The sequence below is a fragment of the Mycoplasma sp. 3392 genome, from assembly GCF_053851755.1.
Window position 1 is genome coordinate 127387 of record NZ_JBSQBF010000001.1, and the last position, 16012, is coordinate 143398.

10 protein-coding genes are annotated in these 16012 nt (G+C 32.3%); 2 read left to right on the plus strand and 8 right to left on the minus strand.

Translation table 4 applies throughout. The features are described from left to right. Positions 1-35: 35 nt before the first annotated feature. From ACWXVV_RS00610 to ACWXVV_RS00630, 5 genes are read right to left on the minus strand one after another with little or no spacing between them, the layout of a single operon-like run. Positions 36-1244, minus strand: coding sequence for an ABC transporter ATP-binding protein (locus ACWXVV_RS00610; RefSeq protein ID WP_455984600.1), 1209 nt, complete (start codon positions 1242-1244; stop codon positions 36-38). A gap of 7 nt (positions 1245-1251) precedes the next feature. Beyond that, positions 1252-2238: an ABC transporter permease subunit gene (locus ACWXVV_RS00615; protein WP_438341529.1), complete on the minus strand. Its 987-nt coding sequence runs from the start codon at positions 2236-2238 to the stop codon at positions 1252-1254. Positions 2239-2267: 29 nt separating this feature from the next. Beyond that, entirely contained in the window at positions 2268-3323 is a 1056-nt protein-coding gene (locus ACWXVV_RS00620; RefSeq protein ID WP_455967635.1) for an ABC transporter permease, read from the minus strand. Positions 3324-3325: 2 nt separating this feature from the next. Beyond that, the gene (locus ACWXVV_RS00625; RefSeq protein ID WP_456012447.1) at positions 3326-6361 is read right to left on the minus strand and encodes an ABC transporter substrate-binding protein; all 3036 of its coding nucleotides are present in this window, start codon (positions 6359-6361) and stop codon (positions 3326-3328) included. An 8-nt stretch (positions 6362-6369) separates the two neighbouring features. Then, positions 6370-12021 carry a PDxFFG protein gene (locus ACWXVV_RS00630; protein ID WP_455984598.1) on the minus strand — a complete coding sequence of 1884 codons (5652 nt, stop codon included), beginning with the start codon at positions 12019-12021 and terminating at the stop codon, positions 6370-6372. Between the two features lie 231 nt (positions 12022-12252). Between ACWXVV_RS00630 and tpx the strand changes: the two genes are divergently transcribed. After that, entirely contained in the window at positions 12253-12735 is a 483-nt protein-coding gene (gene tpx / locus ACWXVV_RS00635; RefSeq protein ID WP_438341525.1) for a thiol peroxidase, read from the plus strand. A gap of 72 nt (positions 12736-12807) precedes the next feature. On the opposite strand, the gene ACWXVV_RS00640 is transcribed toward tpx, so the two are convergent. Genes ACWXVV_RS00640 through ACWXVV_RS00650 form a run of 3 tightly spaced genes read right to left on the minus strand, consistent with a single transcriptional unit; the run spans position 12808 to position 15554 of the window. Next, positions 12808-13023 (minus strand): RNA-binding S4 domain-containing protein, encoded by a 216-nt coding sequence (locus ACWXVV_RS00640; RefSeq protein WP_438341524.1) that lies wholly within the window; start codon positions 13021-13023, stop codon positions 12808-12810. Further along, positions 13023-14159: a DNA polymerase III subunit beta gene (dnaN, locus tag ACWXVV_RS00645; protein ID WP_455967638.1), complete on the minus strand. Its 1137-nt coding sequence runs from the start codon at positions 14157-14159 to the stop codon at positions 13023-13025. Before dnaN ends, ACWXVV_RS00640 begins: the two co-directional genes overlap by 1 nt. 9 nt (positions 14160-14168) lie before the next feature. Further along, positions 14169-15554 (minus strand): DnaA ATPase domain-containing protein, encoded by a 1386-nt coding sequence (locus ACWXVV_RS00650; protein WP_438341522.1) that lies wholly within the window; start codon positions 15552-15554, stop codon positions 14169-14171. 308 nt (positions 15555-15862) lie between these two features. Between ACWXVV_RS00650 and rpmH the strand changes: the two genes are divergently transcribed. Continuing rightward, a complete protein-coding gene (rpmH, locus tag ACWXVV_RS00655) occupies positions 15863-16012 on the plus strand; it encodes a 50S ribosomal protein L34 (protein WP_438341802.1) in 150 nt (49 codons plus the stop codon).

Sequence of the window (16012 nt, forward strand, 5' to 3'; positions counted from 1 at the left end):
TTTGTTTTCTGTATTGTTATTTGTTGTATCCATAACTATTTAGAATTTTTAAACTCCTTTCATAAGTCTTGAATCAATTGTGGTGGAACATATTCTGGCGCCCTTTTATCAAGTAGAGCTGATTTTACTCTGTGAGTTTCACTTACTCAGTAAAAATTTGGTTCTTGTACAAAGTCGATATCTAAAGCATAGTCGTTACGAACTGCAAAAGCATCACCGACAATGTTATTTAGATTCGAAGGAACTGAACCACGAATAGTTGCTAATCTAGAACCTTTATTAACATCAGGCATACTCATAATTAGTCCTCATGTGTATGGATGTTGCGGGTTTTTTAGAATTTCTCTAGTTAAACCTTCTTCGATGATTTGTCCCGCGTACATAATTGAAATGTAATCGGCTATTGACGCTACTACTCCGATGTCGTGAGTAATGAAAACGATTGATAATTTCAATTTTTGTTGTAAATCTTTAATGACATCTAAAACTAAAGCTTGAACAGTTGGGTCAAGAGCAGTTGTTGGTTCGTCCATAACTAGAATTTTTGGTTCTAGGGCAACAATTGCTGCGATAACTACCCGTTGAATCATTCCCCCACTCATTTCGTGTGGGTACAATTTCATAACAGCTTCTGGGTCATTAATTTTTGTCAATTGAAGGAATTCGATTGCTCTTGCACGAGCTTCTTTACGGGTTTTTACCACTCCGTTCAATAACATTCCTTCCATAATTTGTTCTCCAACTTTCATTGTCGGATTTAGTGTTGACATTGGGTTTTGAAAGACTGCTGACACAACTCTTCCACGATAATGACTACGTTCTCAATCTTTTAGACTGAATTTTTCAACATTGTTATTGTAAAGTTTAACTTCACCACTATCAATAATTGCATTTTCTCCGGTTAGCCCATATAGTAAAGAAGTGATAACACTCTTTCCAGAACCAGATTCACCAATGATGGCGTGAACTTTACCTTCATAAATTTTTAAACTTGGGCCACGTAAAACTTTGTTTTTTTGTCCTGGTACAGCAGGGTTTTTGAATGATAAATTAACATCTTTAATTTCTGCTGCAATTTTTAATTTTGTTCCGTCTTTAAATTCTTCGAATTGAACATCTTTGAAAAAATGGTCTCAGTCAAAGTGTTTTTGTTTTCCCGGGGTAAAAAAGTATTTTCAGTCAGTGTTTTTGACCTTATTTATAAATTTACGACTTCTTTTGATTAGGCAATATTTTTCATTCATATCAATCCTATCTTTGTCTTCTTAAAGCATCTTGCACACTAGCACCAATTAATTGCACGCTAGTTGTGATTAAAATCAAGATTGAAGAAGGAACAAAAACATATCTTAAGTATTGAGGGAACACTTTTTGACCTTGACTAATTAAGTTTCCAAGAGTTGAAACATCATCAATTGATAAACCTATGAAGGCTAGTGATGTTTCGGAAAGAATAACTCCAGGAATGGTAAATACTAATTGAGTAATTAAAATTGGCAAGATAACTGGAACATAATTTTTCAATATTTTTCAAGTAGGAGTACCTAAAACTTTTGAAGCAGATACTCATTCAAAGTATTTTGCTCTTTTAACTTGAGCTCTTATTTGGTTTGCCATTCCGGTTCATCCAGTTAGTGATAGTGAGAAGACAATTACTCAGAAACTTGGGCTAACAACAACAGTCATTAGAATCAAGATTAAGATGGTTGGAACAACTGAAATAATTTTGATAATGAAGGTTAAAACAACGTCAAATTTGTTGAATTGTCCCATCATAATACCAAATGTTACTCCAATCACAACTTCAATCAAAGTAACCATAAATGCAAGTCCTAATGAATAACGAAGACCATGTCATAATCTTGCTCAAATATCACGTCCTAGATCATCAGTTCCAAGGAAGTGGTAAACACCATTACTGTCAGAACTACTGAATGTTAAGAAACGATTATTAACGTCTTGGGTATTTGGGTTAAGAGTAAAGAATGGAATAATTAGGGCAAAAATAATTAAGATTGCAAGAATTAAGAATCCTACTACTCCTCCAAAGTTTTTAGAAAAACGATAGACGAATTCACGGAAGATTTTTGGTTGAGAACCCATGTGAGTATCAGCTTGATAATCAAATGCTTCTCCAATTAGTTTTCATTTTTGGTAGTTAATTGGTTGAATAAACTGATTTGGTGCATCCATGATATTTTCGCGGTTTGTTTTTCCCAATTCTTGTCTTTTCTTCATATTACTAAATTTATTTTTCAGTCAGCTCATTATTTACCTCTTCTTCTTACCCGTGGGTCAATTGCTTCGTAAAGCATGTCACGGAAAGCATATGAAAGAATAGTTAATAGGGCAAACATAGCAATTAAGAAAAGAATAACGTTATAGTCTTTTGATTGAATTGCTTGTAGTAGGGTTGCTCCTGAACCAGCGATGAAGAAAATTTGTTCAATGAAGATACTTCCAATGAATGATCCAAAGATAACAGCAGGGAAGAAAGTAGCAATTGGGAAAAGTGAAGGTTTTAATGCATGTTTTCACACAAAACGGTTTTTCGATAAACCTTTTAAGTAAGCAAACTTAGCATGCACTGAATTTAGCTCACGGTTTAATTCGGTTCTTATATATTTAATGTAAACAATAATACTTCCAAGCGATAAAGCTAAACCAGGAAGAATGTAAGTTGCGAAGTTTTGTTCTTCAAAAATGTAAGGAAGATTAACTAGACGACCAATGAATAGTAACACTAGCGCAAAAACAATCGAAGGCACTGAACTGAAGATTGAAACAAAGAAGGTTGAAACGTTATCAACAATTTTTCCTGGGTTTTTTCCTACTCAGATTCCTAGTGGAATTCCGATTCCAACAGTTAGTAAGACTGAGAAAATTCCAACTAAGAATGATTTATAGAAACGAGATCAAATAAATGAGTTAATGTTTTGACCTGGGAAAAGAGATAATGAGATACCGAAGTCTCCGTGGAATAGATTTTTTAGATAACTTAAGTATCTTAATCCTAGTGGTTGATCTAAACCGTATTTTTTCTCAATTGCTTGTCTTGATGCTTCATCTAGACCACTTGTTAATGAGTTAGAACCTGGGACTAAGTTAATTAAAAAGAAAGTAATGGTAATAACAATAAACGCAATAATGATAAATTCAAGAGCGATTTTTAGAACTTTTCAAAGTGCACGGAGAACAGGAGAATCGATAGCAGACATTTTTTGCATAAATGTCATTTTTCTGTTTCTCTGACTACCGAAATGCACTTTATTATCATTGAGCTGGTAGATTTTGTTATCGAATAAAACTTTTTCTTTTGCCATTATTATGTTCCTCTCTGTCTTGGTAGTCCTGGTCTTGGTGGTTTAGTTACATCATAAGCGTATTGCAAGTTGAATGTATATAGGCTTGAAGTTCCACCAACTTTTGTAATTTCTCAGTTGGTGTCAACTTCCATTAGTGGCACAACTGGGCTGGCATCACGCACAACTTTTTCTAATAAAGCAATAAATTGGAAAATGTTTGCTTCACTATCTCAGTATTGTTCTCTTTCTTCTTTTGTAAAGTTTCCTGAGAAGAAAGCATTTAGTCTAGCAGTGTAATCCACTAATGATTCACCTTCTCTTTGGTAAGCTAAATCAATAAATTTAGCTCAGTAGTCGGGTTGTGACTCAGTTGCATTTTCCAAGTGTTCATCAATCATTAGTCTTTCTTCAAGACTTTTTTCATCTGGATAGTTAGGATCTTTTTGTTTTGTAAAATCAATAATTTGATTGATTGTGTAAGTATGTTTTACATAAAGATTGAATAAACGATTTATTCTTGAAGCTTTAATGTTGTCATTTGTTGTTCAGTGGTATTCTAAAGTGTTTTTTACCACTGTGTCAGTTCATAGGTTTTCATCTTTTGATTCTGCTGTAAGAGCAAGTGATTTAGCAATAACTTGTGCATATTTTTGCACAAAATCACTTTGTTTAGTAGTACTATCTGCATTTTGGAACTCGTCAGCAGCAACATCATTTATTTCTTCTAAAACTTTGTTGATATAAGGCAGTACTGCTTTTTCTTTAGTTAAATCACTTTGCCCTGAATTTTGCAATGCTTGTAAAACATAGTCCGATAAGTAATCAGCGTATGTAAATGAACCAACTGGGTTGTTCTTAAATCCAATGTTTTTCTGTGAAAGTGAGTCAATTTCGTCAGTTTTAAAGAAAGCAACTACATAGTCAGACGCACCACTACCACCAATACGGTCATAGTTTTGGTAAATGATGTCATATTTTCCTTCTTCAATTCAAGAAGCATATGTGTTTTCTGGTAACGATTTATTTTCAATCACAATAAATCCATCTGACATAACTTTTAATGCTTCTTTTAGATATTGACCGGCTTTTTTATGTTCATCTGTTGAATTATTTATGTAACGTAGTGATATTGATTTTAAGCCAGGGTGTTTTGCTTTGAATCTATTTAAGTAATATTTAGCAATATCTTGACTGTAAGCTAGGTCACGACGATCAGTTTTTTCAAAATTGTATGATTTTGACTGGTGTACAAAGAAATCATAGTTTTGAATTGGTAATTTCACATTGTTTCTTGTCAATGTGTCTTGATCATTGAAATATAACTCAATGTTTTTACCATCTGCTGCTTTATATTGTCCAAAAGCAGTTCAAGTAATAACTGGGAAACTAAAGTCTCAACCAACTGATTTAAGAATGGCTTCACGATCTACTGCATAGTAAATTGCATTTCTTAAATCTTGATCTTGAATATAACTTTGCGCATTTGTTTCATTATCTAGATTAAATCCAAATGCAATTGTTCCATATCCGGAGTTTTTGTTTAGATATTGTTTATAAACTGGATCAGATCAGTAATTATTAATTTTGTTTGCTGGAATGTATGCTTGTGAAACATAACCATCTTCAAACAATGTTGAGTTAATTGTTTTATCAGTTGAGAAATAAATCTTAATTTTGTTTGAAATTACATTATCTGCATCAAAGTAGTCTTTATTTTTAGTTAGGATTAAGTATCCTTGAGGCCCTAAAACAACATCACCATCTTTGATGATAAAAGGCCCTGAAGTTAAGAATTTTGAAGGTTCTGAACCATAATTATCAATTCCTCCAGCTTCCATTTCGACATATTTACGATTGATTGGATAAAGTTTGTCTAAAACTTGTGAAAGAAGGAAAGCTAAACTTGGTGTTTTGTTTTCATCAAAAACAATAGTGAATGCATTTTCATCGTTTGAAAGAGTGGCAATATCAGCAGTTATGGAACCATTTGCTGAATCTACAGTAAATGATTGATAAGGATTCAAGAATTCGTTTTTGATTAATTTTACTTTGTAGGTCTTACCATTTTTCAAAATTGTAAAGTCTTGAATGTCACTGTTAATTGAAAATGCTTTGTTTTCTGTTAGTGACAATGATTTGGCAACTTCTTCATTAGTGTAATCTCTAAAGATTTGCCCTGTGTAGAAACCAATGTTTTTTGCAGCTTTTTTGATTTTTTCAACGTATTCTTGGTCACCAGGAACTTGTGAGCTTCAAGCTTCTTCTGAGGCATCTTCAATGTATTCTTTTTTATCGTTAGTTGATCAAGGTGCTTCAATATATTTACGGTAACCAAAAGGATTTTTATAGTTTCTTCCGAATTTCAGTGCGTATTCTTTTTGAATTGCGATAAATTCATCAACACCTTTTAGACCAATTTTTTCAATGTTGTTTAGTTTTTGCGAACCTGTGTTTAGATCCAAAATGTATTCTAAGTAAGCACGAATATCGGCTGCAGTAACGAAATCTCCATTGCTTCATCTATTTTTTTGATCATTAACAAACCCTGTTACAGCCATGTAATTATTTGGGTTACGAGGGTTTCTGAAAGCATAAAGTGATGCAAGTCTAGTAGGATCTGCTCCTAAAGAAGGACGTCCGGTTCCTCCTAGAATTTGGAAATCATGAATTCCATAGTATGAACCACCAACTTCACCATATCCATTTTTTTCTTTCAATTTGTCTTTTGATATGTTGAAAAAGTCATCAAAATTTGATGAATCTTTTAGTTTTGAAGTATCAACCATTGACATATAGAAGTTATTTGTTTGAATGATTGATTTTAAGTTAGTTGTTGGCCCATTTTTAAGGAATGCATCAACTAGTGAAGGTAAAATTTTGTCCATTGATTTATAACGAACATAGTTTAGGTTATTGATTGGTTCAGCAGTCAGACCCAAGTCATAACTTAACTTTATTTCTTCGTTTGAACCACAAGAAACCGCAATAGCTGGTACTAATGCAATACTTGCGAGTGGCAGAGTGGACAGTAATTTTAACAAGTTATTTTTTTTCACTGTTCCTCCTATCCTGTTATGTTGAATTGATAGTCAATATCAATAATTACTTGGTTAATGTCGCCATTTGCGTTGGCTGCGTTATTAATTAATTTAACTGGTGCTTGCTCAACAGCTTTTCCGTTTTCTGACATAAAGTCAAATCCAGTCATGTTAAATCCTGGCAATGTTTCTTTGTTTTCGTTAGCAAAGTTTACATAGTATTTGTGTTTTGGTTCTAACAATGTGTTTCTATATTTAGCCATTAGAGCATAGTCACTTAGTCATGAAGTGTATCCATATTTATCTTCAAGGGTTTGTTTTGAAGTAATGTCACCTTGTTTTTCTAAATAGAATAAGTTATTAGTTTTAGCAATATTTACTGGTAGGTATAGCTTTTTACCACTATCAACATCAGTAAATTCTAGATATTTGATTTTTTCAGCTTGTTCTTTTTTAACAAAACCATACATTGAGATAGCATCAAGTTTTTTATTTCTGAAAATTCCAGCAACAGTTCTTTCACCAACTCCAAAGTTTTTCATTTGTGAAACAAAGAATGCTTCAGGACGGTTTGTGATTTTGTTTCCATTTCAATCCTTGATACGAATAGTATCGTCTTGGATAGCATTTAGATTATCATCGTAAAGCTCAGCACCAATAGTTTCTTTTTGTCAACGATCTTTGAAATATCCATTACTCTTAGTAATAAATTGTCCAAAGTATGAAGACCTACGCACTTGGTCCGTATTAATATCACTTGCTTGAATTGAATTTTTATTCATTTCTTCAGTTAATGCAACAAGTTCGTCTTGTCTTTCTTTCGAGATTTTTAATAATTCTTCAGCAAGAGCAAGTTGTTTCTTTTGAATATCCGCTTTTTCTTTGGCACTTAGAGTTTCACTATTGTCATTTAATTGCTGACTTAGTTTTTTGTATTCACTTTGTTTTTCTTTTAGATAGCTATATTTTTGATAGATAGCTTGATCTTTTTCTAGACGATCAACACGCGCTTTATATGATGACGCAAGTGCAACTGAATTAGCAATAGAATCAATATCGATTAGTGTTGAATTAATGTAATTTAGTTGTGTACCATCAACAACGTAGTCAAGTCCGGTTGTAGCTTCGTTTACATTGCTCAAATATTTAGGTAAGTTACCAAAGTTTTGAGTTGAAGGAATGTATGTAGTTTGCACATAATCACGTGTTAATGTTTCTGGTAAGTTGTAAACATAGTCAGTGAATTTATCTTGAATTTGTGATTCGGTTCTTGTTGCTGCATAGTCAATAACATCTGATGAAGGTTCACCATCTGACAATATTCCATAGTAGATATCTACGTAATATGAACGAATTCCGTAGTTTTGGAAATATAAGATATTACCCATAAACATCGATAAGTCATGAGCATCAAAGTTGTGCTCTAGAGTTTTTAAAAGGGTTTCTTTTTGTTCATCATCATTTGCTCTTCAATTAGCAATCGATTCCATTTGTTTCTTAACTGCATCAATAATTTGATCATATGAATAAGCAAGGCTGTTTTTGTCCTTTGCTTTTTGTTCAGCAACAAGTTGCGGATCTTCATAGTAATTAGCAAATATTGGGCTTAAAACATCAATTCCATAGTCTTTTGAAAGAAAGGCAGCATTTTTGTCTAAGCTTTCAACGACACTAAAGTTTTTAACCCCTAGGAATAGCCCTGAATGTCTGAAACGATACATCATTTCATTAGCTAGAGATTGTTCTGACTCAGTTATTTGATTTAATTTTTCATTGTCTTTTTCGTTTTCTAACAAGTATTCTTTGAAGCTATCTAAGTCAAATTTTGATTTTACATAATCAATGTCTCAGTTTCATGTTACTTTAGAATCGTTGATTGATTTAGTTGCCTTTGAGTAATCGATTGAACCGAAACTCATCAAGTCATACATTGACATGAATACTGGTGTAGGTTGTAATGAGTCACCTACTTTTACTTTTAATCATTTTGCGTTTTTGCTATTGATGAAGTTTACAAGTTTATATTTTTCTACTTGCATTGCATAACCAGTAGTTTTTATTGCAATACCGATAACTTCTCTTCCTTGTTCATCAAAAAGAGCATCTCTAAGTGCTCCGAACGAAGGAGTAGAAACTAATTCAGGAACTAATTTATTATCTTCAGTTTGAGTTGCTCTTACTAGCGCAAACTTGTTTTTTGCTAAGTCTTGTGGATCAGTGCTTCCACTAGATAAAACTCCTAAATAATCTAAAAATCCGAATCTAAAGTCAGACATTAACTTCCCATAGGCAGCTGGAGCTCTAAATCTTTGAAGTGCTGATTGTATGCTCTGTGTGAAACCGTCATTAGATGAATAAATGTTTTTTAAGAAAGCAGCATCTTTAGCATATGGAAATACAAATTCATCATATTTTTTACCCGATTTTGTGAATCCTAATACTTTCGCAAAGTTAGAATTATCAATTTGTGTATATGCTTTCTTACCTAACTGCACTTCTTGCAATAGTGTGTTGTAAGTTAGTCACAAGTCATAACCTAAGTTAGCCTGATTTCCTACTAAATTGAAACGAGTATATTCACCACGGTTTGGTTGTTGTGGGTCATTTATAAACAATTGATTGTTGTTTGAAGAAGTGAAATCAGCAGCACTTGAATTTCTTTTAATTAGTGATTCTTCAACATCTGTAGAGATTCCTGATTCAGCAACACTTCTTGTTGAAACGTTAGCACTTCCACCTAAAAATGTTCCGGCATTATTTCATCCACTGTCATTAAATTGAGTGATTACTAAGTTGTTAATACTTGAGTTAATTAATTGTTCTTGAGTTCTTAGATAATTAATATCCGAAGCTGAAAGTGGAGTGTTTAATGTTACATTGAAAATTGGCTGATTGTCTTTTGTTTTTAAGTTAACTTTGGCAATAACCGTTTGACCATCTTGGTTGGTTGCTCATTCAAAAACTCTTACGTTGATTTCACCATCTGGTTCAACTGTTGAGAATTGTGATAATGGTGTGTTTTGTCCATCGGTAAAGTTACTTAAAACTTCTTGTGCGGTAGCAGGAACGAATTTGTAAGTTGCTAATTCACCAGCTCCTGCAGTCGCATTATTTTTTTCAGTTTTTGTAAATACTTTAGCATTATTAATTCCACTTAAAGCACTGCTAATGAATGGGTTTAGAGTTCCAGAATTTTCATCAAATGAGTTAGCAAAGAATAAATCTCTTAGCCCCACTCCTCTTAGCTTAGCGGCCTCAACGATTCCATCTCAGTCTTGCAAGAAACGGCGTTCTTTATTTGCAACAATTTCTGATGTTGAAGCACTTGTTGAACTTTTTCCTCAAATTAAGTCTTTTGTTTCGGTAATTCATTCACCCTTGTTGTTAATAAATTTGTATCTTACGAAATTCCCATTTTCAGTTGGGATTCCATTAGCATCTACACGGTCGAAATCTAAGTTAGTTCTAGCTTCTAAGTAATTTCTCAGCGCTTTTGCTGAATAGAATGAGCTATCTGTAGCTCCTCCACGAGTTGAAATTCCTCCAACTAGAACTGCATTGTTTGAATCATCAATAGCTTGAGTTCTTTCTAATGTTAAGTGGTGTCCATATTCGTGGGTTCCAACGTATTTTAAGAAGTCAGTTGAGATACCTTCAAAATCATCTAAAACTGCTTGCATTAGTAATGGTAATCCTACCCGATCAGAATCTTTAAATCCATAGAATTCTCCATTTTCTAGAGTATATTCATAGTAACCTTTGTCATTTAGATGTTTTGCAATGTGAGGTCCTGTTTGTTTAGAAAGAATTTCAGGGAATTTACGAACAATTTTATCTAAAAGTCCTGGGTAAGCTTCAATGTAAACTTGATATTTACGTCTTTCTAATTCTGGTAGTAAATTTCCTTTTTCATCAGTGGCACTAACATCAAGTGGAGTCATTCCAGTAATTAGTGGGTTAATTGATCCAACATATCCCAATGAATCTTTTAGTGAGGTAAATAAGTCAAGCTGTGCTTCATTTCCTTTGTTTGCAATATCTGTTGAAAATGAGCTTACACTGTTTAGAAGATTTGTGTCACTATCTTGGGTTGTATTTCTAGCTTGTGAATTATTTTTTGAAGAATTTAAAATTGATTGAATATCACTTCAATTTTTATCGCTGTCACCTTTAATTAAACTACCCAAGATATCATTTACTTTGTCAACTCATGCTACAGAAGAATTTTCTTGGCTAGCAAGTTGGTCTTTTTCAGCTTGTGCATCTTCAAAAGTGATTTTTAGATTTCATTTATCGTTTTCATTAACAACGTCTAATGATTTTATTGTTGCACTAATAAGTTTGAAATTTTGGCTTCTTGCTATTTTTGAGTTTAATGCTGATAGTTTTGAACCAAAGAATTGTTTTTGGCTTCCATCTTCACTGCTAATTAAATAAACTTTTTGATTTGCGTAATTTTGCACATCATAGAAGTCAAGGAACCCTTTGATATCTTCTTGCCAAGCTGATGATAGAGATAATTCACTTCTATTTTGTGTTAAGGTTTTTTTGTCTTTTACCAGAGCAGTGTCTACTACATTACCATCTTTGTCTTCAAATCTTACTCATAATATTTCATGACTACCTGCTGAAGTTTGTTTTGTTCCAGGAGCAAAACCTTTCAGGGTCATTAATTTATAATCACTCAAACTTGTATTTCAGTCTTTGTATTGTGAAAGTGTTCCGTTTTGTAGATTAGCAAACTCTTCCTGAGTAATATTTTTTGGAAGAATAATAGTTTTTAGATCTTCATTAACAACTGAAACAGAAGGGTCTTCGCTATATTGTAAGTTCTCTTTGTCTAAGACTAAAAATTGCTGCCCAATAAGCGCACTTGGATAGATGATAGCGTTAAAAGGTTTGACTGCTTTGCCATTAAATCCTTGAAGTTGTGTGTTTTGCAGTACTGTTGCTAAAGGAATATTCTTTAAGAATGTATCAATTGTTGCTTTGTCTTTATTGTCTTCGAATACTGAGAAAGTTAATGAGTCACTTGCATTTCCTTGTCCCCCAGCTGATGAGAACATAGGCATTGAACCAAAGAATGCATCTGGGAAGAATTTAATTTCACTTTCTTCCTTGTGAAGAGTTGAGTGTGATCCTAAAGTGATTGAGTTACCGTTTTGTTCAACTCCTGGCACGATTCTAAAACTATCTAAAGTCATTAAATCTGGTCCTCAAGCGACATTAGTGATAAATCATTTGGTAAATTCTAAGAATTGTTTCGGTTTAACTGCTAGAACATATTCATCGTAGAAGTGAAATGATCCATAAGTTACTTTGAAAATAAATGATTCTTGATAACGTTTGTAGTATTCTGAGTAGAATTGTTCAAATGTTAATTTTGTGTTTTTGTCTTCATTGAAGTAGAAAAATACATTTCCATCAGCATCTTCCACATAGCCAGCAACATCTTTGTCTTTTAGCGGGTTAGTAATTGCAATTTCAGGACTTAATTCATTGTTAGCATACATCTTGCTAAAGTCGTTGCTAAACTTATCTTTTTCAGTTGGAGAAATTTTCCCTCTAACTTCGTCCGAGTTTTTAGCAAAGGCAATCATAGTACCAATAACAGCACCGGATGCTGCTGCGATTGCTCCTAGAGTGATTGCTACTTTAACACTTAATTTTAATGCCATAAAAATCCCTTTCTGTTGACACTCACAACACATTCTGGTGTGTTATTGAGTGAAAATTTTGTATATATGAAATATATAAAAAATAAATATACTTAAAAAGTATAACATATAAAGAGGTTTTTTGTGTTGTTAACAGTTGAACTGTTCATTACAAAGGGGGCATTTTTGTGCATAAAAGTTTGTTAACTATTGATAAAATTAAGGTGATTAACCACTCACTAAGGAGATAAAATGCAAGTTAAATTTAAAGGAAACAATGTAACTTTAGAAGCTTCACAATTAAAAGTTGGAGACAGCTTTCCAGAATTTGTTGCAACAAATCTAGATCTTTCAGACTTTAGTTCAGCCGATCTAAAAGGACAAAAGCGTCTAATTTTTTCAATCCCTTCAATTGACACAGGTGTTTGTGAAATGGAAACAACAAGATTCATGAATGAATTTAAATCGAAACCTAATCCAGTTGTTGTTATTTCAATGGATTTACCTTTCGCTTTGAATCGTTGATGTGCAGCAAAAAATAATGAAAAAGTTGTAACAGTAAGTGATTTTAAATATCGTGACTTTAGTAAAAAAACAGGAACAAGAATTGCTGAATTAGGACTTTTAACAAGAGCAGTGTTTGTAGTTGACGAAAATGACAAAGTTGTTCATGTTGAATATTGTCAAGAAGTTGCTTCAGAACCTAACTATGAAGAAGTAATGAAATTCTTTTAGACTGAAAAAGTACTCAAAATAAGAACTTTTTTCAACAAATAAGCAGCCCGTAAAAGGCTGCTTTTGTTTTAATTATTCTTGTTTTTCAACGATTTTATAAATTTCATCATCAATTCAAACGATATCACCAACATAGACTTTTTGTCCACGACTTGTTACTTTTTCACCATTGACAGTTACTTCGTGTGTAGCGATGAAATATCTTGCTCTTCCACCTGTTTCAATGATGCGCATTTTTTTTAATAGTTGCGAAATTTTAATTTCTTTACCTGTTATTTCAATTAGCATTATGAACTGTGTCCTTTCTGTGGTGTAAGTAATTGTACAATATTTTTATTTTCTTGACTAGTTACAACTATTCTCTGATTATTTTGTGCGAATAAGATATTTAATTGTCCTTCAAAAACATTGATGGCATCAGTCAAGTAACGATTAATTACAAGAATATCAAGTTTTTCTTCTCCATATTTGAAATCAGTAGTTTTAATTTCTGCTTTACCAACTTCACTTGTTTGACTTGAAACGCTTAATACACCATTAGCAATGGTAAGCCTAATTTTGTTGTTTTTTTCACTATTTAATAATTTTGCTTTCGTCAAAAGACTGCTTAAATTTTTCTTATCGATTACTAAAACGCTGTCAAAAGTTTTGGGAATAACCTTTGAAGTATCTTTATATTGAAGACGTGAAATGCTTGATTGAATGATTGTTCCATCATAAGTAAGACTGATTTTTGACTCGTCAACATTAAAATCAACTTCGCCCTTAATTTCGAAATTCAAGATATCTCTTAAGTTTTTAGGTAATATCAAGAATGAAAATTCAACATCTTTATCAAATGGAATTGACATTTTTGCTAGTCTAAAACTATTAGTTGCAGTGGCTATTAAAGCTCCATTTTTTGCTTCAATGTTAATCATATTCAAAACTATTTGATTTGTCACATTGTTAAAATCTGTTGCAAAAGCGACATTTTTGTAAATTGATTTTAAATCTTCAATATTCAAGCTTACATTGTTTCCGATTTGTCTGAAATCCATTTCTGGATATTCAAATGGATCCATTAGGCTGATTTCAAATTTGTCGTTTTCGGTTTTTACCAATAAATTTTGTCCGCTTTTCTTAAGTTCAATAATACCATCTAAGTTTTTTACTATGTTTCTAAATAAAATTAAAGGAACCAAAATTTTTCCGGCTTCAATTACCTGACATGTTTCCATGTCATAATGTTCAATTTCTTTACCTGTCGAAAGAATAGTATGTTTGATTGCCAATTGTTCATTTGAGACAATGAATGTAACTTTTGAGTCGATCGCTTCAATCAAAATTCCTTTCAGCGAAGCTAGATATGTGTTTCCGTCGTAAATTTTAGCCGCTCTTTCTAAGGCTTTATCTAGTTGAGTTTTTGAAATTTTTATATACATCTTGATCTCCTATTTCAACTTGCGAATATTATCATCAATTTTTTTTAGTGCTGTTTTTAAAGCATTGTTTGTTTTAGCTTCTGCTTCAATGCTTTCAACACTTGCCATTACACTCGAGTGTGCTTGAGCAAAAATGTCTCCAATTTCCTGGAATGTTTTATCTAGGTTAGTACGAATCACAAACATTGCAATCCGGCGTGCTTGCACAATTGGCTTAAGTCTTGTTTTGCCAAGAATATCCTTTTTGTTGATATTGTAATATTTACCAACAGTTTCTATAATTTTTTCTGGTGTTATTGAATCTATGTCAGCTTCAGTGTTTTGGAATACTGTGCGTTTTAGATAAGTTAATGTTGGTCTAAAATCAGTATCATTCTTTTTGAAAAGCGCTATTTTATTGATTGCTCCTAAAATTGCCCGTACTGATGAAGAAAAATTCCGCACAAAAAAGCTATAACACTCTTCATCGAAAATGTTTGGATCGATATCAGCTTGTTTGAATTGAAATCTAAACATTTCTTCAACATCATTATTATTAAAACGGTTAATTTGCAAAACTAATCCTGCTGAAAAACGAGTAATAAAACGATCTTCAAATCCACCCAGTTCACGTGGTTCTTTGTCAGCAGTTACAATAATTTGTTTCTTTTTGGCAATATGGTTGTTGAAAATGTTAAAAAGTACACTCTGCGTTGAGTCTCTACTTCCATATTCTTGCACATCATCAAACATTAAACAATCATATTGTCCTAAACTTTCAATTAATTTAGCAATAGCTTGTTGATTTTTATTTTGCAAATTTAAAACTATGTCACGAGTAAAAAGCTCAGGAGTAATGTAAAAACAACTTTTACCCTTTTTTTCTAACTCATTAGCGATAGCATGCAACAAGTGGGTTTTTCCAAATCCTGATGCTGAATAGAAAAATACTGGAGTATAAGTAGCCTCTTCTCCATCGTTAATTATTACTTTTGCTCCCATTAATGCTGACTTGTTAAATTCTAATTGCGCATATTTATCCAGTGTTAATGATGATGAAATTCTGTAAGACTTTGCTACACGTGAACTAGGTTTTTGGCGAGCACTGCTTTGAATATTTTTAGGCAAATCATTGATATCAGTTATATAAATTACGTGCTTGTTTTCATTAAAAACATCTTTGATTACCCGAAACACATAAGCTTTAACATTTTCATCTTCAGTCAGTTTTAAATTATTCTTGTTAGTTAACAAGAAAACTCTATCATCATACTCTGCAACTAACTTTAGTTCACTCAAAAATGTGTCATAAAGAATTTGGTCAGTATTAGAAGAAAGAAAATCTTCTTGAATTAGGGTGTTTTTGCTTTCTAAGTCGAATTCTTTTGAAGTAAATTCATTGTGATTTGAAGTCATAAAAAAAATTATAAATAACATTTACTTTATAAAGTAAATTTGAAATAAAAATTGTCAATTTGTAAAATTATTTACATAGTTATTGACAATTTATTTACACAAAAAGCACACAAAATGAGTGTTTTTTTGTTTTATTGACAAAATTTGCTTGTCGTTTTTAAATTTTTTGTTTAAGGGTTGCAAACAATACTTTGCTCGCTGCCCCTTTATACTTAATGTATAAAAGAATAAGGTTTTTGGTAAAATAATATTACATATTTTCAAATTTATCAGCTTGAAGATAATCAAAATATTAGTTAAAAGGAGTAATTGTGAAAAGAACATATCAACCTAAAAAACGTAAACACATTAAAGTTCACGGTTTCCGTGCTCGTATGCAAACTAAAAATGGTAGAAAAGTTTTAGCTGCAAGAAGAGCTAAAGGAAGAGCTAAATTAACAGTTTCAGATGAAAAATAG